Raw genomic sequence first — 21,405 nt, 5'->3', positions numbered from 1 at the left:
CTAGTTTTGCTCATTTATTATGCGATTTTGCCCAATCTTAATTGACGTTATATGAAGAGACAGGAGAAGTGCTATAATAGACGTGACTGTGAAAACAATCCATTCAGATCGATTCGGGAGGTATTTGTTTACATGAAATTAGGAGTATTTAGCGTGCTATTTGCACAAAAGCCATTCGAGGAAGCGCTTGATTACATTGCATCCAAAGGACTAGACGCTATTGAAATCGGAACAGGTGGATACCCAGGCAACGCACATTGCGATCTTGACGGACTGCTTGCTGATGCAGGAAAGCTTAAAGCGTATAAGCAAGCTGTAGAATCACGCGGACTAATGATCAGCGCACTTAGCTGCCACGGTAACCCGCTTCACCCGCAGAAGGCTATTTCCTCTGAGCATGATGATGTTATCCGCAAAACAATTGAATTAGCTAATCGCCTTGAAGTTTCCGTTGTGAACACATTCTCCGGCTGCCCTGGCGACCACGAGGATGCAAAATATCCGAACTGGCCGGTTGCTCCATGGCCAAACGATTTCCAAGATATTTTGAAATGGCAGTGGGAAGCAAAGGTTATTCCTTATTGGTCCGAAATTGGAGCATTGGCTTCTGCGAGCGGTGTGAAAATGGGTCTTGAGCTGCACGGTGGTTTCTCTGTACATAGTCCTGCCACTCTTCTTCGTCTTCGTGAAGCAGCAGGCGACGCAATCGGCGCTAACCTTGATCCAAGCCATATGTGGTGGCAAGGTATTGATCCTGTTCAAGCGGTACAAATTCTTGGCCGTGCAGGAGCGATTCATCACTTCCACGCAAAAGACACGACAATTGATCCAATCAACGTTAATCATCATGGTGTTACAGACATGCAATCATACTCCCTAATGCTTGACCGCGCATGGCAGTTCCGTACTGTTGGCTATGGTCATGATCTTAAGGTTTGGGCAGATATTCTAAGCGCATTGCGTTTGGTTGGCTACGACTACGTTGTGAGCATTGAACACGAGGATGGATTGATGTCTGTAGATGAAGGGTTTACTAAAGCCGTTCAAAATCTTCAGCAAATCCTTATTCGCGAGCCACTTGGCGAGATGTGGTGGGTTTAATTTTCCACAAAAAAAGGTCTGTCGGATATATCCGACAGACCTTTTTTTTCGATTATGCCATCCAAATTTTGAAAATCATGATGTAGTCGATCAACAAGAACAATCCGAGGGATACAGCTGTAAAACCGATTGCGAATATATTCTTCTTCGGACGCTGAGACAATAGTCGAACGAACCCTATTGCAATCAATACCGTAAAGGCAAGCATAAACCAATCGAAAGTACCGATTTTGCTAGCCTCTTTTGCTGCTTCTTCTGCCAAAAACATGAAGGGACCTCCTCTTTTTCGCACGTAGCCTAATAATACTATATGTTAGCTTTAAGTTGCCACAGGCGCAAGTACGAAACACGTTTCGTAACAACTTTGTCACGATTTACAATAATTTTTCTTATTTATAGTAGAACTACATAGGATAAGACTACTCTGTATATATAAAATGTCCATCTCTGACAGTTTATATAACCACTCTGTTCTCCACTTGTCCCTCAGCGGTTTTTTGCATATTTACAACCTAAATCACTCTACCCCTATTGCTTCAGCAGCCGCATTCTCAAATGTGTTATTTTGTGCAATTGTCCGTTTAAGGTCACGCTCTAAAATCGGCTTCAGATACTTGCCAGTATACGAGCCTTCTACCTTCATGACCTGCTCAGGCGTTCCGGTTGCTACAATCATGCCGCCCCCATTACCGCCTTCTGGTCCTAGATCAATCAAATAATCCGCCGTTTTGATAACGTCCAAATTATGCTCAATTACGAGTACGGATTCACCTGAATCAACCAGGCGGTGCAATACTGTAAGCAATCTGTCGATATCATCCGCATGCAGCCCTGTTGTCGGCTCATCCAAAATATACAGCGTTTTTCCGGTGGAACGACGATACAGCTCTGCTGCCAGCTTCACCCGCTGCGCTTCTCCTCCAGACAATGTCGTCGCCGATTGGCCGAGCTTCATATAGCCAAGCCCCACATCAAGCAACGTCTGAACTTTACGGTGAATACGAGGGATATTCTCAAAAAATAAACATCCGTCTTCGATCGTCATATCCAAAATTTCAGCAATATTTTTGCCTTTATACTTCACTTCAAGCGTCTCACGATTGTAACGCTTGCCTTTGCAAATTTCACACGGTACATAGACGTCCGGCAGGAAATGCATTTCGATTTTGATAATACCATCCCCACGGCAAGCTTCACAGCGTCCGCCCTTGACGTTAAAGCTAAATCTGCCCTTCTTATAGCCGCGCACCTTGGATTCATTAGTGTTCGCATACAAATCGCGAATATCATCAAACATTCCCGTGTAGGTAGCTGGATTTGAACGTGGTGTACGTCCAATTGGTGATTGATCAATATCTATCACTTTCTCCAAATGCTCGATACCGCGCATTTCCTTATATTGACCAGGACGCGTCTTCGCTTTATTCAGATCGCGGGCAAGTGTTTTATATACGATTTCATTCACAAAGGTCGATTTACCTGACCCAGATACCCCGGTAACCGCTGAAAACACGCCTAATGGAATTTTTACATTTACGTTTCTAAGATTATTTTCCTTAGCTCCGCGAACCTCAAGCCATTTCTCAGTAGTTGGTCGCCGTTCAAGAGGAACAGCTATAAACTTACGCCCGCTCAAATATTGGCCAGTAAGCGAGTGCTCGTTAGCCATCACTTCCTCCGGTGTTCCTTCAGCGACAACTACACCGCCATGAATACCGGCTCCGGGTCCAATATCAATAATATAATCAGCTGCAAGCATCGTATCCTCATCATGCTCAACAACAATAAGCGTGTTGCCGAGATCACGCATATGTGCAAGTGTCTCAATGAGTCGATCATTATCACGTTGATGAAGACCAATACTCGGCTCGTCTAAAATATAGAGAACACCCATTAAACTAGAGCCAATTTGTGTCGCAAGTCGAATACGCTGCGCTTCACCGCCAGATAATGTACCAGCTGCTCGGCTTAATGACAAATATTCAAGACCGACATTAACAAGAAAGCCAAGTCGGCTGTTAATTTCCTTAAGAATGAGATTAGCAATCGTACGTTCCTTCTCAGTAAGCGTTAACGATTCAAAATAGCGCTTAGCATCACCAATCGATAATGAGGTTACATGAGCAATATTCTGTGAGCCAATCGTAACCGCAAGAGTTTCCTTGCGTAGACGTTGCCCTTTGCAGCCTCCGCACGGCTTAGCGCTCATATAATTTTCAATATGCTCACGCATCATATCGGATGCCGTGTCTCTGTAACGTCGCTCTAAATTATTTACGATACCTTCGAATGGTACATAAGCTTCCTTGCGATGGCCGAAATCATTTTCGTAGAGGAAACGCACACGTTCGCCGCCCGTTCCAAGCAACAGCTTCTTCATTTGCTCCGCGGTTAGTTCTGATACTGGAACATCTTCTTTAATGCCGTAGTGCGTACAAACCGCGCTAAGGAACTGAGGATAATAGTTGGAGGTGCTGCCTGCCCAAGCAAGGAATGCCCCTTCCTTTATAGACTTGCTCATGTCAGGCACAAGCAGATCAGGGTCCACAATCATCTTCGCCCCTAGTCCATCACAATCTGGACAAGCCCCATAAGGACTATTAAAGGAGAACATACGTGGTGCAAGCTCCTCGATACTGAACCCACATTCCGGACAAGCTAGATTTGAGCTAAAGAGCAGCTCTTCTTGATCTATAATATCAACAAGGACACGGCCCTCAGACAGCTTAAGCGCTGTTTCTAGGGAGTCAGCAAGTCTAGAATGAACATCAGCCTTCACCACGATGCGATCTACAACCACTTCAATGCTATGCTTCTTGTTTTTCTCAAGCTCAATCTTCTCACTTAACTCACGCAGCTCGCCATTGACGCGCACACGAACGAAGCCTTGCTTTTGAACATCCGCCAGCAGCTTGGAATGCTCACCCTTGCGTCCTGAAATGAGTGGCGCTAATATTTGCAGCTTCGTCTTCTCTGGATATTCCATAATGCGGTCAACCATTTGTTCTACGGTTTGCGAAGTAATTTCAATGCCATGCTCTGGGCAATGCGGTCTGCCTACACGCGCAAACATCAGCCGCAAGTAGTCATAAATTTCAGTAACCGTACCTACGGTCGAACGCGGGTTGCGGCTTGTTGTCTTCTGGTCAATCGAAATAGCTGGAGACAGCCCTTCAATTGAATCAACGTCCGGCTTCTCCATTTGACCAAGAAACTGACGAGCATATGCGGAAAGTGACTCGACATAGCGGCGCTGTCCCTCTGCGTATATCGTATCAAATGCGAGAGACGATTTACCGGAACCACTTAGCCCTGTTAGCACAACAAATTTGTCGCGCGGAATTGTAACGTCAATATTTTTGAGATTATGGGCTCTAGCGCCCTTCACTATAATTTTATCAATAGCCAATCCGTTCTCCTCCTACTTATCCCATCTCTGCGCGTAATTCGAGCAAGGCGTCGCGAAGCTCCGCGGCACGTTCGAACTGTAAGCTTTTCGCTGCTTCTTTCATTTCTACTTCCAACCTTTGAACAAGCGCCACACGATCCTTCTTCGACATCTTATCAACCCCAACGCCAGTCAAGTAGTCTGCCTTTTGCTCGGCTACCTTAGTCGCTTCGATGACCTCATGTACTTTTTTACGAATCGTTTGCGGCGTCACACCATGCTGCTCATTATAGGCAAGCTGAATCGTACGCCGTCTCTCAGTTTCTTTTATAGCACGATCCATAGAATCGGTTATTTTATCTCCATACATAATAACTCGGCCTTCGCTATTACGCGCGGCGCGTCCAATCGTTTGAATAAGAGCTCGGTCTGACCGCAGGAAGCCTTCCTTATCGGCATCAAGAATAGATACTAACGATACTTCAGGCAAATCAAGCCCTTCACGAAGCAAGTTGATTCCAATCAACACATGGAACACACCTAATCTCAGATCTCGCAAAATAGCTATCCGTTCCAGTGTCTTAATATCGGAATGCAGATACCTTACCTTAATCCCGATCTCTTTCATATAATCGGTTAAATCCTCTGACATTTTCTTCGTTAAAGTTGTTACGAGTACACGTTCATCCTTAGCAATACGATCGCGAATCTCATGAAGTAAATCATCAATTTGTCCTTTGGAAGGACGAACATCAATAATCGGGTCAATGAGGAATGTCGGACGAATGATTTGCTCGATCATTTTATCTGTATGTTCAATTTCATATGGACCTGGCGTAGCAGATACATAAACCAGCTGTTTTGCCTTCTCCTCGAACTCTTCAAAGCGAAGCGGACGGTTATCCATCGCGGACGGAAGACGGAAGCCATGGTTCACCAGCATTTCCTTACGTGCACGGTCACCGTTGTACATCGCCCGTATTTGTGGTAGCGAGACATGGGATTCATCGATTACGATCAACATATCATCGGGAAAATAATCAAGCAGCGTATACGGCGTTGCTCCCCGCTCCCGGAATGTAAGCGGCCCGGAATAGTTCTCAATGCCTGAGCAAAAGCCCATCTCAGCCATCATTTCCAAATCGTATCGTGTCCGCTGCTCCAAACGCTGCGCCTCCAAAAGCTTACCCGCTTCACGCAGCTCGAGCAGCCGTTCTTCCAGCTCTCGTTCAATATTAACTAAAGCAATCTTCATTGTGTCTTCATGGGTTACGAAGTGAGACGCTGGGAAGATGGCGATATGATCTCGCTCACCCATAATTTCACCCGTCAGTACATCAATTTCGGAGATCCGCTCGATCTCGTCTCCAAAAAGTTCCACACGCAGTGCTCGCTCATTATTAGCTACAGGAAAAATTTCAACTATATCTCCGCGCACCCGGAACGTTCCTCGTGTAAAGCTAATATCATTCCGTTGGTATTGAATGTCCACAAGCTTATGAAGAATTGCATCACGCGACTTCTCCATACCTACTCGCAGCGAAAGTACGAGACTTCCGTATTCCATCGGCGAACCGAGACCATAAATACAAGAAACGCTCGCTACGATAATAACATCACGTCGCTCGAATAATGCGCTTGTCGCAGAATGTCGCAGCTTATCGATCTCATCGTTTATACTGGAATCTTTCTCAATGAAAGTATCCGATGAAGGGATGTATGCTTCCGGCTGATAGTAATCATAATAGCTCACGAAATATTCCACTGCATTATCGGGGAAAAACTGTTTGAACTCACTGCAAAGCTGCGCTGCTAACGTTTTATTATGTGCAATAACGAGCGTAGGACGATTCAGCTTTTCGATCATATTCGCTATGGTATAAGTCTTTCCCGTACCCGTCGCACCGAGCAACGTCTGATGCCGCTTTCCTGCACTAATACCTTCCAAAAGCTCCTCGATCGCATTAGGCTGATCACCCTGCGGCGTATAGTCTGACTTTAACTCGAACAGCTTAGTATTTTGTGATAATTCACTCACGCCTATCATCCACCCCCATCATTTCGAATGCTGTTATTAGTATTGTCAATTATATTGGATTCAAGCGTATTGTTGTATAATAAGAATATGTGTTCCCGTTTTATTATACCGTTTTATTACAGTTGTTGCAATCATTCACCATACAAAATAGAACAGCCGTTCTTCAAACAAATGATCAAGAATGCAAAAAAACAAGCTGCACCAATGATCATAAACCAATGGATAAGCCTGTTTTCGCAATTGTTCTAACCTATTCTTTGTGTCTGGTTTCAGCTCTTTTATAATGAACGTACCCTACTTATTAAAACTCAGTAAACTCTACACACTGCCTTAAGCACTTAACCTTCCAGCTGCTCCGCTTGAGCAGATGTCTTGCCGCGGCGGTTAGACGTACGAGCGCTGCGCAGCAGCTCAAGCAGTGACGCCGGGCCTGATGCAGCGTAATAGTTGGCCTGTTCATCCGGCGCTAAAATAACACCAAGCTGATGATGCTCGCCCGCATAACGTGCGCGCTGGACAAACTTCAACTCGCCTTCTCTATTTAACACTTCGAGCTTGCAGAATGCTGAGTTTTGAACCAGTGCCTCATACAGCTCGTCCTTGGTCTTGATTCGTACACCATTCACCTTAGACAGGATTTCTCCTGTCTGAAGTCCCATCGCAGCCGCTGGCGTTCCTGGAACGATGCCTAGTATGCGTAGTCCGCGCGCGTCATGCACATACAAGGGCGGGCGGGCTGCTTCCATCGCACGGCTGCGCCATATGATCGCTTCATGCAGCAGCAACGAAGCGAGCGCTGCAACCGGTAGTAGTACCGGCTGCCACCATGCAGCAAGAGCTGCAGCAGCAAGACCTATGCTGTAGAGCAGCAACCCCTTGGCTGCATGCTTCGCTTTCTCCTTCGGAAGCAAGGAGCGAGTCATTTCCGTAAAGCCTATAATCATTGGCAATGCGACGAATGACCAGCCCTGCGACCAATCCGCACCGAACAGTGGGGTCCACGGTAAGGACATCGTGGACGCCCCTGTTCCGCCAACTGGTACGAGCATCAGCAGCGGCACTGGCCAGAAGCCTTGTAGCATATAGCCGCCTACGAGCTTGCCGCGCTTCCCCTCAAGAAATAGCGGCGTTGCTAGCCGTTCCCCTTGCCAGCGTACAAGTAAAGCTTCAGCCAAGTGCATTAATGCAACAAGCACTAGCAAACCAGCCGTATCAATTCCTGCAAGAGATGATGCGAATGATCCTAGCAAGTCAGTACGGTCTGATAGTGGAGTAAAGCCTATTACCCACTGCAAAAGCGTTATTATTCCTGCACTATAAGCAAAGCATAAATAGCGAATACGCACGAGCATAAGGAGAGCAGCCGTCACCCACAGCCAAATGACCGACTCTCCCGTCAAAGTCACTCCGATAAATGCCCCCGCAACCGATAATGCTACTCCAATCAGCAATCCTGCCAATAAAGCTTTAAGGACTAGGCTTGGCCAATTGTGCAGCTTAACTGCGAACAATTGGCGTTCCACCCTGATTTGTCTTGTATATTGTAATATGATAAACAACACTGCAATATAATAAAACGGCTGCACAACTAGCTGAACTGCAGCTTGTCCGAGCATCTCCAGCAAACCTAGAACTGTATCCAAAGCCCACACTCCTTCGTTCGTTCCACTTTACTCACAAAACAAGTGTAAACGGTCTTTGCCATCCTTGGAGGCGTAAGCTCGTTTCGTGGTGAAATATAAGCCGAGTATAAGGTGAAACTTATACTTTCTTATATTTTCAAAAAAAAATAAAAGGCCGACTCCATCACTCAGAGTCAACCTTTTATTAATTCGACATAAATAAGCTATTTCCTGCTGACAGCCTTAATCGCTTCATGCAGCTGCGTATCGTTTTTCTGATCTTGCACCCATTTGATGACTGCTTTCTCAAGTGAGTCTGCCGTTTTTTCATTTACTTGCCCTGTTGCTTCTAATCCATGCTCCGCTTGGAATTTCTTAACCGCTTCCGCAGTGTCTACACTAAAATAACCATCCTCGCGCTTCGGCTCATATCCAAGTCCACGCAGCATGATCTGCGAAYTTCGAACCTGTTCACTTATCATATCCGTTCTCAAAGTCTCCGTTATAGATAGTCTAGCTGCCTTATACAAATCTGGCGGCTTAATGGCTATATCAGGCTTAATACCCTTCTCATGTATCCAATTTCCATTTGGCGTTAACCATTTGGCAATCGTCATCTTCACCAGACTACCGTCTCCAAGCACTTTATTGTAGCTGACTTGAACTGTTCCTTTGCCAAAGCTCGTCTCACCTACAAGCTTAGCACCTGCGCCTTCCTGCAAAGCACCCGCCAATATTTCCGATGCGCTTGCGCTGCCGTTATTCATAAGAACAGCAATTGGATACGATTTACTTTGCCCCCTGGACAGTGTCTTCTTACGTATTCCATCACGATCTTCCACTTGTACGACCGTAGTATCTTTCTCCATAAAAGACTGTGCAATATCGACTACGACAGGCAATATGCCACCCGGATTGTTTCGCACATCAATTACAAGCCCCTTCATTCCCTGCTTCTCAAGTCGAGCGAGCTCTTCTTCAAAACGATCAGCTGTGTGCAGCGAGAATTGTCGAATCTCAATAACTCCTACACCATCAGAACGTAAGCTTCCATACACTGTTTCTACGTCAATATCGGCACGAATGATTACAAKTTGAATCGGCTCTGAGAATCCGACACGCTGTACTTGAATTTTCGCCTTTGTCCCTTTTGGTCCTCTAATTTTCGCTACAGCATCCTGTAAATTTAGACCGTCAAGCTTCACACCATTAACTGAAAGCAAAACATCCTTTGCTAATAAGCCTGAACGTTCAGCCGGTGATCCCTTAATAGGTGAAACGACGATGATACGGCCATTCTCGACCGTCACTTCCGCACCGATTCCAGTGAATGAACCCTCTACCGACTGCGAAAAATGCTGCGCAACATCCTTTTCCATATATACAGAGTAAGGATCCTCCAAGGCAGACATCATCCCATTAACTGCACCGTCAACGAGCTCATGACGATCAACCTTTTGATAATATTTGGTTTCAATTAATTCTAGCACTGCGTTAAGCTTTGTCAGTTCATTTGTTTTGAGGCTAAATCCCTCTCCCTGATTAGCAGTTGCTACTGCTGCTGTAAGCGCAGGCTTCGTCGGCTCGTCCGACTTAATGATTTGATCCGCTATCGTTAAAGTAACAAGCACGGATGCAATCATAGTCAGCATAACGAACGCAAGCACTGTTCGACCTTTGAAATGCACCTGTCTACACCACCTTCTTGTATATAAGACCACACTAGTATATGACAAGCGGTTTGCAATTATTTGTCTAATACTAAGAAAAAGATGTTGCTCTCGTTGCATTAGCAAAAACAAGGGCAGCCACATGGGCTGCCTCCTAGTTGTATGTTTATGAAATTATGGATTATGGATTACCTGTGTTTAACTATTTCAAATATCCGCCTGGGTTAACCGCAGTTTCGTTCTTACGAACCTCGAAATGCAAGTGAGGTCCTGTAGAGTTGCCAGTGCTGCCCACTTCGGCAATTTTCTGTCCTTTTTTGACTGATTGGCCTTCTTTGACCAATAAACCGCCATTGCGAATATGTCCATATAATGTCCACAAGCCATTACCATGGTCAATGATTATACAGTTCCCATAGCCGCTCGTTCTTTTTGACGTAATAACGACACCTGCTTCAGCCGCAAAAATGTCTGTCCCTTGCGGTGAAGCAAAATCGATACCTGTGTGCGTATGTCTCTTGCCGGTAATTGGATGTACACGAGTACCAAAGGTCGAGCTAATTCGGTAATTATCTTGAATCGGCATGCCAAGCTTGCCGCCTGTGTATGGATTTTTAATTCTATTTTTCGCTTTATTCAACTTGGCTACCTTCGCCGCAAGAGCCATTAAGATTTTTTCCTGCTCCTCGCTAATGTCCTCCAGCTGCTCCAGCTCGCTGTCAAGCTGCTTCATTTCCTTAGTATAACTGGCAATCATAACTTCCTTCTCTTTTTCCTTTTGAACTAGATGTGTTTCATACTCAGCAAGCTTCTCATACATCACCTTGACTGCCGCGAGCGATTTTTCAACCTCTGCTTTCTTGACCTCTACAAGTTCCTTGTCTTTCTTGTATTCCGCCAAAATATCACGGTCTTGATTTAAAATGGATTGCAAAGCATCAAAACGATCGATGAAATCAGTGAAGCTTGTTGCACTTAGAAGTACATCCATGTACGAAACGAAGCCATTCGTATACATGAGGCGCATACGAGATTGAAGTAGCTCGTCACGAGCAGCGACCCTTTCTTCCGTTTGTACTAATTCTTCAGCTGTTTGACGCAGCTCATCTTCCTTCGTGTTAACCTCTACTTGCTTCTTTTCTTTGTTAATGACGACATTATCGAGCTCTGCCATAATTGATTTTATTGAATTTTGTACATCCGTCTTCATGACCGCGATGTCGCCCTTCTTATGCTCCACATTATCGGCTTGTCTCTGTAAATTAGCTGCTTTTTTTTCCGCAGCCTTCGCTTCTTCCTTAGCCGCCTTTATTTGCTTCTCAATTTGGCTAAGTGACGCAGCTTCTACTTCTCCACCTGCTGGCTGTAGTGTAAATACTAGAAGTATCGCAACTACAAGTAAACCAATCCATCTTCTCATGTACATGTTCACCTACACTTTCAAATACTTATGTATCGAAATAACGCTGCCCCATATACCGATCAAGGTACCTAAGCCAATTAGCAGCGCAGCAGTCAACAAACCAGATTCCTGTACAGTTACAAGCTTTATCATCATTAAAGAAAGTTCAAGTTGTGAAAATTGTACAAGCTCCGAGTATCCGAATAATACGGCAATCGTTGTAATTACCGAGCTAATAATGCCGATCAATGCTCCCTCAATGAAAAACGGCCATCTAATAAATGCGTTTGTCGCTCCAACTAGCTTCATGATACCGATCTCACGGCGCCTTGCTATAATGGTCATTTTGATTGTGTTCGAGATTAGGAACATTGCAGTGACTGTCAAACCGATTACGATTACGATACCAATAATCCGAAGGGCATTCGTTATCTTAAACAGGTTCTCTACTGTGCCTTGTCCATATTTTATTTTTGCTATCGGAACTGTGTCATCAGCTTTATTAATCGCTTCAATCTGCTTTGCCGCCAACTCGATTGAACGTGGATTGTACACCTCAACCGTGAATGAATCGGGTAGCGGATTTTTTTCTTTCTCATAACCATCTAACAAATCCTTATTCTCTTCACCCAAATTTTTGCGGAGCAGCTCTAGGCCCTCTGCTTTGGATACGAATGTAACCTTGCTCACTTCGGTAATGTTACCGATCTTATTTTGTAACTCAGTCAGCTTCGCTTTCTCTACATTAAGCTGTAAAAAAACACGAATCTGTACTTGGCTTTCTATTTGCTCAGACATGCTGTTTACATTCAACGCCAGTAATAAGAAGAAGCCTAAAATGAAAAGTGAGATAAAAATCGAACTCATTGAAGCGAACGACATCCAGCCATTACGAATAATGTTCTTGCAACCCTCACGCAGGTGACGGAGTACCGTTCTAAACTTCATAACCGTACTCCCCTCTAGCCTGGTCACGAACGATATTACCGTCCTCGATAGCAATGACGCGCTTGCGCATGGAGTTAACGATATCTCTGTTGTGTGTCGCCATTATGATCGTCGAACCGCGAAAGTTAATTTCTTCAAGCAGATTCATAATGCCCTGCGAGGTCTCTGGATCCAGATTTCCGGTAGGCTCATCGGCCACGATTACGGAAGGGTTATTTACAATAGCTCTTGCAATAGAGATCCGCTGTTGCTCTCCGCCTGACAATTGTGAAGGAAAGCTTGCATGCTTGTGCTTCAATCCAACAAGATCAAGCACCTCCATCGTCCTCTTTTTGATGATGCGTTTCGGCGCTTCTATTACTTCCATGGCGAATGCGACGTTTTCAAATACGGTTAACTTAGGAAGAAGTCTAAAATCCTGAAAAATGACACCGATGTTGCGTCTTACAAATGGTATTTTACGAGGCTTCAGCTTGCCTATATTAAATCCATTAACTGAAATCTGCCCTTTGGTCGGTACTTCTTCTCTGTAAATCAATTTCATAAAAGTTGATTTGCCTGCTCCTGACGGTCCTACCAGGTATACGAATTCATTACGCTCTATAATAACAGAGACGCCTTTCAACGCGTGCGTTCCGTCGGTGTACGTTTTCCATATGTCCTGCATCTCTATCACATTATCACATCCTGTTAATAGTCAGCTTTACTATTTCGACATCTTATACTGAATTCCTTCATATCCAGCTGACATTCCTCATTTTTCACAAATCTCATAAACCGATAGTTTGTCGAATCAAATAATGTTTGGCCTCAGACAAAATTACAAAACCATTCGCATATACATGTAAGACTGTACTATTCATTTCAAAAGGAAAAGGGTGATTTGTCATATTAAGACGCTTGCATATAGGCATTATTGTCATCACTTCGTTGCTGCTCATCGGGGCAGTCGGCTGGGGATTTATTTATAATTATGCCGTTCAAGAAAAGGTTCCTGAGGATGTCTTTGTAGAAGGAATACCAATAGGCGGAATGTTAATTGAGGATGCTTTAGACAAAATGGAGGACATAAATAGATCACTTCAAGAGCGTACAATTACGTTGCAAGCAAATACAGCCGCCGATGATAGCAAAAAGTGGACAGTTGCAGAGCTTGGATATAAATCTGAGGTTATCGGTCTGCGTCCAGCGTTATTGAAGCTGCGGGAGGGCGATATTTGGGATCGCGCTGTTTATCGGTACCATTTTGAAAAATCATATTTTTTCAAGCAAAGCTGGAACGGTGATCTACTTGATGCCGCCATTCGTAAACAATGGAGCTGGATTGAGAAAAATCAACCGGTGGATGCTTCACGAACCATAACAGAAAATGACGAGGTCGTGTACGAGCCGCATAGTGATGCATATCGATTAGATTTGACGAGTTTGGTCAAGCAGGTAAATGACTGGGTAATAATGGAGAAAGATAAGCTTGGGACACCATTTGAGCAAGCTTATCAATCAGAGCTGCCTGTAGTCGTCATTCACCCGAAGGTAACGCTTGATAGTCTAAAAGCCGAAGGCATCGATCGGAAAATTATGTCGTTCTCAACTGAGTTCAAGACGAGCGCAGAAGGTAGAGCGTATAATGTGACCGTTACAGCAGAAGCCCTTAACGACTGGCATCTCGCACCGAATGAAGTGTTTGACTACGGCAAACTAATAGCTAGAGCGGAAGAACTTTATGAGTATCGTGAAGCTCCTGTTATTTTGAATGGGACGCTGGTACCAGGTATTGGGGGTGGAATCTGTCAGGTCTCGAGCACACTTTATAATGCGGTATTGCTTGCTGGGCTCGGTATTGAGGAACGCCGCAACCATTCAATTCCAGTCGCCTATTTGCCGCTCGGTCAAGATGCCACTTATGCGGGCGGCTCTATTAACTTCAAATTTAAAAACACGACTGGGAAACATATAATAATTCGTACTGAAGTAAAAGATCGGAAGCTAACAATCAAGTTGTTCGGCACAATGGATGCTAAAGACAGCTATGCAATTGAATCGGTTACTGTCAAAACCATTGAACCAACTACAAAAGAGACAGTAAGTGCAAATCTATCAGCTGGTCAAACACGGACCATCCAACAAGGAAAACAGGGCTACATCGTTGAGACATATCGCACACATTTTACTGATGGTGAGGTAGTCTCACGGAAAAAGATTTCGAGGGATACGTATAAGTCGCAGCCTACACTTATTGAGCGGGGGCCGATGAAGGGCGACCAAGGCGGCGTTGCTACGCCGTCACCTGATCCAAGTCCGACAAACCCACCATTGCTTGAGGATGGGCTTTAAGTGGAGCTGCTGTATGCCGGCATGCGGCACGCCGTATGTCCGTTTATGTAACTTGTGGCCTTCCTTGCAACTCTGAGGATCATAAGAGGTGGTTAGGGCAATCGTTTCCGTGTTTACTCGCGCAAGCAAGCCATACCACAGCTCTGGAGAGCATAACGAGGCTATATACATCGTTTCCATGCCTACAGCCCCTATTACTGCTCTCAAAAACAAAAAAAAGGCTGTAAGCATCGTTTCGACGCTTACAGCTTCTTTTTTCAGCGATTTTGATACTGTAAGCACGATTTACGTGCATACAGACCCCTTTTCAGGCTCGAGTAACTCAAAATTAGAGGCTGTAAGCTTTGTTTCTGCTCTTACAGCCTCTTTTTCTCGCTATTTTGTTGCTATAAGCACGATTTATGTGCTTATGGGTCTCGAAACAGCTAACAAACCCATTCTGTTACTTACTACGCTCGCTGTATTCCGTTACCCAAGCTACAGTAGCGTCCTGCACGGCATCAGCACGGCCAATTGCAGCCTGTACTTGTACCTTAGCTGTACCGCCATATACGTCGCGTGCATTAACAACCTGTTCTGGCTGAAGCACAGCGTAAATCCGATCGTCGAACAGCTCTGAGAATTGTTTGAACTCTTCTAAAGTAAGGTCAAGCAAGTACTTGTTCTGCTCGATGCAGTAAAGTACCGTCTTGCCGATTACTTCATGYGCTTGACGGAAAGGCAGTCCCTTACCAACAAGGAAGTCGGCGATATCAGTTGCGTTTGAGAAGTCTTGATTGACTGCTTGACGCATCCGATCCTTGTTCACCTTCATTGTAGCAATCATTGGTGTGAACAGCTGAAGCGCGCCTTGCATTGTGCGAACCGTATCGAACATGCCTTCTTTGTCTTCCTGCATATCCTTGTTGTAAGCTAGCGGCAATGACTTCAGTACCGTCAACAAACCAACTAGATTGCCATAGACACGGCCGGTTTTACCGCGCACAAGCTCGGGCACATCCGGATTTTTCTTTTGCGGCATAATGCTGCTTCCTGTACAGAACGCATCATCGAGCTCGACAAAACGGAATTCCGTGCTTGACCACAATATAAGTTCTTCACTTAGACGTGACAAATGCATCATAATGATCGATGCATCCGCTAGAAACTCCAGAATGAAATCACGATCACTTACAGCATCAAGACTGTTCTCATATACGCGATCAAACTTCAGTTGGCTAGCTACGAAGTGACGATCGATCGGGAACGTTGTTCCCGCCAAAGCGCCTGCTCCTAGCGGAAGTACGTTGATACGCTTGTAGCTGTCCTGTAGACGCTCAATATCGCGTCCGAACATGGATACATAAGCCATTAAATGATGAGCGAACAGAATTGGCTGTGCACGCTGTAAATGCGTGTAGCCAGGTACGATCGTGTCGATATTCGCCTTCGCTTGTTCAATAAGCGATGATTGCAGCTTGCTCAGCATGTCGACAAACTCAACAACACGCTTGCGAAGCCATAAATGCATATCTGTAGCCACTTGATCATTACGGCTGCGTCCAGTATGCAGCTTACCGCCCACTGATCCAACATCATCGATCAATGTTTTCTCAATATTCATATGGATATCTTCATCACCAATAGTGAATTCGATATCATCACGTTTGATGCGCTGCAGCACGCGGTGCAAGCCATCCTTAATTTTTTCCACGTCATCCAAAGGCAAGATACCTTGCTTGCCGAGCATAGTTACATGCGCCAGACTGCCTTGGATGTCCTCTTCCGCCAATTCCTTATCGAACATAATGGATGCTGTGTATTCTTCCACCAATTGGTCTGTTTTTTTAGTAAAACGACCGCCCCATAATTTACTCACTGGTTTGTAACACTCCCATCCATTTTTATTTATTTGTAACAGCAGACGATACTTTCAAGCGCAAAGCATTCAGACGGATGAAGCCTGTTGCATCGCCTTGATCGTATGCTTTTGAAGGATCAGCTTCCATTGTAGCGATATCCGGGTTATAAAGGCTTACAGGGCTCTGTACGCCAGCTCCGATGACATTGCCTTTATATAGCTTCAGGCGAACAACACCTGTTACATTCTTTTGTGATTCCAAAACAAGTGCTTGAAGTGCTAGGCGCTCAGGCGCGAACCAGAAGCCGTTGTATACAAGCTGGCTATATTTAGCGATTAACGAATCACGAAGGTGCATAACCTCGCGGTCCATTGTTAAAGATTCCATTTTGCGATGAGCAGTAAATAGAATTGTGCCACCTGGAGTTTCGTACACGCCGCGGCTCTTCATACCAACGAAACGGTTTTCTACCATATCAACGCGGCCGATACCATGCTTGCCGCCAAGCTCATTGAGTGTATCCATTACTTCTAGCGGGCTAAGCTCCTTGCCGTTAATTGCCGTACAATTGCCTTCTGCAAAAGTAAGCTCTACATACTCTGCTTTGTCCGGCGCGTTCTCAGGAGAAACGCTTAGCACGTACATGCTTTCATTTTCCTCAGAGCTTGGATCAAACCAAGGATCCTCAAGCATGCCGCTCTCAAAGCTGATATGCAGCAGGTTGCGGTCTGTAGAGTATGGCTTAGCAGCAGATGCTGTAACCGGAATGTTATGCTTCTCAGCGTACGCGATCATCTCAGCGCGGCCAGGGAACTCCTCGCGGAACGCTTCTAGACGCCAAGGTGCAATAACGCCAATTTCAGGTGCTAGTGCAGCAGCTGTCAGTTCGAAACGAACTTGGTCGTTACCTTTGCCTGTTGCGCCGTGAGCAATATAAGCCGCGCCTTCAGCACGAGCGATATCAACCATACGCTTTGCAATAAGCGGACGTGCGATGGATGTACCTAGCAAATATTGACCTTCATACAATGTGCCTGCTTGGAACATCGGGTAGATAAAATCGCTTGCGAACTCGTCGCGAAGATCATCGATGTAAACTTTTGAGGCTCCAGTTGCAAGTGCTTTTTCCTCAAGACCATCAAGCTCGTCCTTTTGTCCAATATCCGCTGTGAAAGCAATAATTTCTGCATCATATGTTTCTTTCAACCATTTCAAAATAACCGATGTATCCAGGCCGCCAGAGTAGGCTAGCACGATTTTTTCTTTAGCCATAGTAATCAATTGCTCCTCTTTAAATGAATTTATTAGATTTATATGTTGGATTAGGATTAGGACATGATAGCGGCCATAATCGCTTTTTGCGCGTGAAGACGATTTTCTGCTTGATCAAAAATAATCGAGCGATCGCCATCGATAACCCCTTCACTTACTTCTTCGCCGCGGTGTGCTGGCAAGCAGTGCATGAACAAGAAATCCTTTTTAGCGTACTTGGTCAGCTCTTCATTCACTTGATAAGCGGCAAAAGCAATCTCACGTTCCTTCTGCTCCGCCTCTTGACCCATGCTCGCCCATACGTCTGTATACACGACATCTGCATCGGCAATTGCTTCCTTCGGATCATGGCATACATGGATTTTAGAACCCGTTTCAGCGGCATGATCCTTCGTTTGCTGAACAATGTCAGCATCCGGCTCATAACCTTCCGGCGTTGCTACCGACATATGAAGACCAAGCTTCGCTGCGCCCATTAACAAGGAATGCGTCATGTTGTTACCATCGCCAATATAAGCGATCTTCAGACCTTCTAGACGGCCTTTTTGTTCAAGGATGGTTTGATAATCAGCAAGCGCCTGACACGGATGCGATAGATCTGTTAATCCGTTAATTACCGGAATTGTAGCTCCACGAGCCAGCTCTACCACTTTCCGATGTGCAAACGTACGAATCATAATGCCGTCCAAATAACGAGATAACGTCTGAGCTGTATCCCAAATCGTCTCTCCGCGGCCGATCTGTAGATCGTTGCCACTCAGGAATAATCCTTGGCCGCCCAGTTGGTACATCCCTACTTCGAATGAAACGCGTGTGCGCGTTGAAGATTTCTCAAAAATCATACCAAGCGTTTTACCCTTCAAAATATGATGAGTTTCGCCAGCCTTTTGCTTCTGCTTCAAGTCAATCGCCAGGTCGATCAAGTAACGGATTTCCTCCGGCTTGAAATCAACCAACATAAGAAAATCGCGACCTTTCAAGCTTAACGCAATTTCCTCGTTTATTGTTCCTTGCATGTGAAAGCCCTCCTTCAATTTGAAGCTCTATTTATAGCTCTTGCCCTGCAATCGGACAATCCGCTCATTTATGCTTGGACAGGCCGCTTTTCTTCGATCAGCTCTGCTAGAATCGTTACAGCCATATCGATCTCTTCCTTAGTAACAAGCAGGTTAGGGAGCAAACGAATGACATTAGGGCCAGCAGAAATAGCAATAAGTCCACGTTGTTGTGCTTCAATCAAAATATCACCAATCGGCTCTGAGCATGCAATACCAACCAGCAGCCCCAGTCCGCGCACCTCATTCACAAAAGCATTCCCTTGCAGCTTCTCGCGAAGCTCCGTCATCAAATACTCGCCCATTTGTGCGGCACGAGCAGACAGCTCTTCGCCGACAATCGTCTCCAATGTAGCTTTCACTACAGCAGTTGCAATCGGAGTTCCACCGAAGGTCGAGCCGTGACTGCCTGCGCTAAAGCCCTCACGCAGCTTTTCCTTAGCCGCCATCGCGCCAACCGGAAACCCACTTCCAAGTCCTTTAGCCATTGTGAAAATGTCTGGCTCAATGCCGTAATGCTCATAAGCGAACAGCTTTCCCGTTCTGCCCATCCCCGTCTGAATCTCATCTACAATCAGCAAGATGCCTTGGCTCTCACACAAAGCAACAAGCTCCTTCATATAAGCAGGATCAACCGGATAAATGCCGCCTTCCGCTTGGATCATTTCCAGCATGATCGCCGCTGTTTGATCGGAAACCGCTGCTTTCAGCGCTTCTATATCATTTAACGGAATTGTCTTAAAGCCCTCTGGAAGTGGTCCGAAACCTTCTTTTACCTTCGCTTGGCCTGTTGCCGTCAATGTGGCTAATGTCCGTCCGTGAAAAGATTGCTCGAATGTAATAATCTCAAAGCGCCCATTATTAAGCACCTTCTGATTGTACCGACGCGCAAGCTTGATTGCCGCTTCGTTTGCTTCAGCTCCCGAATTACAGAAGAAAACTGCATCGCCGCAGCTATTGTCGGTAATCAGCTTCGCTGCATCCTCTTGGTTTGGAATGTGGAATAGGTTAGAAACATGCCACAATTCATCGAGCTGCTTGATGAGCGCCGCTTTGATTTGCTTCGGTGCATGCCCGAGGTTCGTAACCGCGATTCCACTCATAAAATCAAGGTACTTGTTTCCTTTATCATCCCAAAGCCAGCTGCCCTCACCCTTAACTAGAGCCATTGGATATCTCGCATAGGTAGGAAACAAATCTTGTCCCTGAACCTCTACTATTTTAGTGTCGCTCATCGCTATTACACCCGCCCTTCATTCGTCTGAACAATACGCGTACCAACGCCGCCCTCACGGACAGCCTTCGATAACACACCCGGCTCTTCGCCGCTTACAATGATAACCTCGCGCACTTGACCCTGAATGCATTGAATAGCTGCCCGCACTTTTGGTATCATGCCGCCGTAAATTTCGCCGCTCGCAATCATACTCTCTATTTCTTCAACCGTAACTACCGGCAATACTTGCTTCTCGCCATCAACTGTCTTCAAAATACCAGGAACGTCTGTAACCACGATCATCTGCTCAACACCCAAATGCGAGGCAACTGCTCCTGCAGCAGTATCTGCGTTTATGTTGTACCGCTGACCCTGTCCATCAATTCCGATTGGTGCGATAACAGGAATATAGCCCATTGTCATAATGCCCTCAATCAGCTCTGCATTTACGTGCGTTACATCGCCGACGAAGCCAATCTCTGCTGCATTTGCGACAGGCTGTGCCTCGATAAGCATGCCGTCCACACCCGAAAGCCCTAACGCTTTCGCGCCAATTGTTTGGATTTTACGAACGATTTCCTTATTAATTCGTCCTGCAAGCACCATCTCTACAACATCGAGCACCTCGTCGTTGGTCTTCCTTAAGCCGTTTACGAAACCCGTCTCGATCCCAAGCTTCGCAAGCGTCTCGGATATAGCAGGGCCTCCGCCATGTACAATTACAGGACGCACCCCAGACACTTGCAGCTCACGCAGCTCTTCAAAAAAACGATTCGGAAGCGCAGCCAGCGTGCTGCCTCCGCATTTCATTACAAATCTTTGCTCTGTCACAGTCCCATAACCTCCAGCATCACTTTGCTTATGTACGATACGCCGCATTAATTCGGACATAATCATACGTCAAATCGCAGCCCCAAGCTGTTGCCGTCCCTTCGCCGTTAAAGAGGTCAACGCGAATTACAACGGTGTCACCTTTTAAATACTCCAAAGCAGCCTCTTCATCAAATACGATCGGACGAGACTTCTCGAGCGTTAAAATATCACCCAAACGAATATCGACCGTTTCCGGATTAACCGGTTGACCTGCACGCCCAACTGCAGCAATAATTCGGCCCCAGTTCGCGTCAGCGCCAAATACGGCAGACTTGACTAACGACGACCCAACAACCGTCTTCGCAATTGCTTGTGCAGACTCATCACTTACAGCTCCGCTTACTTGTACTTCAACAAGCTTCGTAGCGCCTTCTCCATCGCGCGCAATAGCTTTCGCCAGCACTTCACATACATAACGCAGCGCAGCCGCAAACGCTGCCCAGCCTTCGTGTTTCGGCGTCAGCTCACGATTTCCAGCAAGTCCGCTCGCCATTGCGACGAGCATATCATTTGTACTTGTATCTCCATCAACTGTGATCATATTAAAAGTATAGTCCGTTGCCTGACGAAGCAGCTGATGCAGCGCTTCACTGCCAATAGCAGCATCAGTCGTAACGAAGCCCAGCATCGTAGCCATATTCATTC

The 21,405-nt window shown here is 45.7% G+C and carries 16 protein-coding genes; 2 read left to right on the top strand and 14 right to left on the bottom strand.

Going from position 1 to position 21,405, the window contains the following annotated elements; genetic code table 11:
* Nucleotides 1–132: 132 nt before the first annotated feature.
* The gene (locus AC1DWN_RS07770; RefSeq protein WP_477558328.1) at nucleotides 133–1,101 is read left to right on the top strand and encodes a sugar phosphate isomerase/epimerase family protein; all 969 of its coding nucleotides are present in this window, start codon (nucleotides 133–135) and stop codon (nucleotides 1,099–1,101) included.
* Between the two features lie 52 nt (nucleotides 1,102–1,153).
* Here AC1DWN_RS07770 and AC1DWN_RS07765 read toward each other — a convergent pair whose 3' ends face one another.
* From AC1DWN_RS07765 to ftsE, 8 genes are all read right to left on the bottom strand, one after another.
* Entirely contained in the window at nucleotides 1,154–1,369 is a 216-nt protein-coding gene (locus tag AC1DWN_RS07765; RefSeq protein ID WP_477558327.1) for a hypothetical protein, read from the bottom strand.
* Nucleotides 1,370–1,618: 249 nt separating this feature from the next.
* Nucleotides 1,619–4,510 (bottom strand): excinuclease ABC subunit UvrA, encoded by a 2,892-nt coding sequence (gene uvrA, locus AC1DWN_RS07760; protein WP_477558326.1) that lies wholly within the window; start codon nucleotides 4,508–4,510, stop codon nucleotides 1,619–1,621.
* Nucleotides 4,511–4,526: 16 nt separating this feature from the next.
* On the bottom strand, nucleotides 4,527–6,536 hold the full coding sequence (uvrB, locus tag AC1DWN_RS07755; protein WP_477558325.1) for an excinuclease ABC subunit UvrB: 2,010 nt from the start codon (nucleotides 6,534–6,536) through the stop codon (nucleotides 4,527–4,529).
* Between the two features lie 329 nt (nucleotides 6,537–6,865).
* A complete protein-coding gene (locus tag AC1DWN_RS07750; RefSeq protein ID WP_477558324.1) occupies nucleotides 6,866–8,170 on the bottom strand; it encodes a PDZ domain-containing protein in 1,305 nt (434 codons plus the stop codon).
* 203 nt (nucleotides 8,171–8,373) lie between these two features.
* Nucleotides 8,374–9,837: a S41 family peptidase gene (locus AC1DWN_RS07745; RefSeq protein ID WP_477558323.1), complete on the bottom strand. Its 1,464-nt coding sequence runs from the start codon at nucleotides 9,835–9,837 to the stop codon at nucleotides 8,374–8,376.
* A 184-nt stretch (nucleotides 9,838–10,021) separates the two neighbouring features.
* Nucleotides 10,022–11,239, bottom strand: coding sequence for a murein hydrolase activator EnvC family protein (locus tag AC1DWN_RS07740; RefSeq protein ID WP_477558322.1), 1,218 nt, complete (start codon nucleotides 11,237–11,239; stop codon nucleotides 10,022–10,024).
* A gap of 12 nt (nucleotides 11,240–11,251) precedes the next feature.
* Entirely contained in the window at nucleotides 11,252–12,169 is a 918-nt protein-coding gene (gene ftsX, locus AC1DWN_RS07735; protein WP_477558321.1) for a permease-like cell division protein FtsX, read from the bottom strand.
* Nucleotides 12,159–12,845: a cell division ATP-binding protein FtsE gene (ftsE, locus tag AC1DWN_RS07730; protein ID WP_477558320.1), complete on the bottom strand. Its 687-nt coding sequence runs from the start codon at nucleotides 12,843–12,845 to the stop codon at nucleotides 12,159–12,161. The genes ftsX and ftsE overlap by 11 nt, the downstream gene beginning before the upstream one ends.
* A 224-nt stretch (nucleotides 12,846–13,069) precedes the next feature.
* Here ftsE and AC1DWN_RS07725 point away from each other — a divergent pair, with 224 nt between their 5' ends.
* Nucleotides 13,070–14,503 carry a VanW family protein gene (locus AC1DWN_RS07725; protein ID WP_477558319.1) on the top strand — a complete coding sequence of 478 codons (1,434 nt, stop codon included), beginning with the start codon at nucleotides 13,070–13,072 and terminating at the stop codon, nucleotides 14,501–14,503.
* A gap of 442 nt (nucleotides 14,504–14,945) precedes the next feature.
* Here the strand turns inward: AC1DWN_RS07725 and argH are convergent, their stop codons facing one another.
* The 6 genes from argH to AC1DWN_RS07695 all read right to left on the bottom strand — a co-directional run.
* Nucleotides 14,946–16,361 carry an argininosuccinate lyase gene (gene argH, locus AC1DWN_RS07720; RefSeq protein WP_477558318.1) on the bottom strand — a complete coding sequence of 472 codons (1,416 nt, stop codon included), beginning with the start codon at nucleotides 16,359–16,361 and terminating at the stop codon, nucleotides 14,946–14,948.
* Nucleotides 16,362–16,386: 25 nt separating this feature from the next.
* On the bottom strand, nucleotides 16,387–17,616 hold the full coding sequence (locus AC1DWN_RS07715) for an argininosuccinate synthase (protein WP_477558317.1): 1,230 nt from the start codon (nucleotides 17,614–17,616) through the stop codon (nucleotides 16,387–16,389).
* A gap of 56 nt (nucleotides 17,617–17,672) precedes the next feature.
* Nucleotides 17,673–18,632: an ornithine carbamoyltransferase gene (gene argF, locus AC1DWN_RS07710; RefSeq protein WP_477558316.1), complete on the bottom strand. Its 960-nt coding sequence runs from the start codon at nucleotides 18,630–18,632 to the stop codon at nucleotides 17,673–17,675.
* Between the two features lie 68 nt (nucleotides 18,633–18,700).
* Complete coding sequence (locus AC1DWN_RS07705) at nucleotides 18,701–19,906, bottom strand: acetylornithine transaminase (RefSeq protein ID WP_477558315.1); 1,206 nt, start codon at nucleotides 19,904–19,906, stop codon at nucleotides 18,701–18,703.
* Nucleotides 19,907–19,911: 5 nt separating this feature from the next.
* Nucleotides 19,912–20,697, bottom strand: a complete 786-nt coding sequence (argB, locus tag AC1DWN_RS07700) for an acetylglutamate kinase (RefSeq protein WP_477558335.1) — start codon at nucleotides 20,695–20,697, stop codon at nucleotides 19,912–19,914.
* Nucleotides 20,698–20,746: 49 nt separating this feature from the next.
* The coding region (locus AC1DWN_RS07695) for a bifunctional ornithine acetyltransferase/N-acetylglutamate synthase (RefSeq protein ID WP_477558314.1) at nucleotides 20,747–21,405 on the bottom strand (659 nt) is incomplete at its 5' end.

This window comes from Paenibacillus sp. P4_A7 (genome assembly GCF_056402455.1).
Note: the sequence above shows the minus strand (reverse complement) of the source record. Positions and strands in the feature narration are given on the sequence as shown.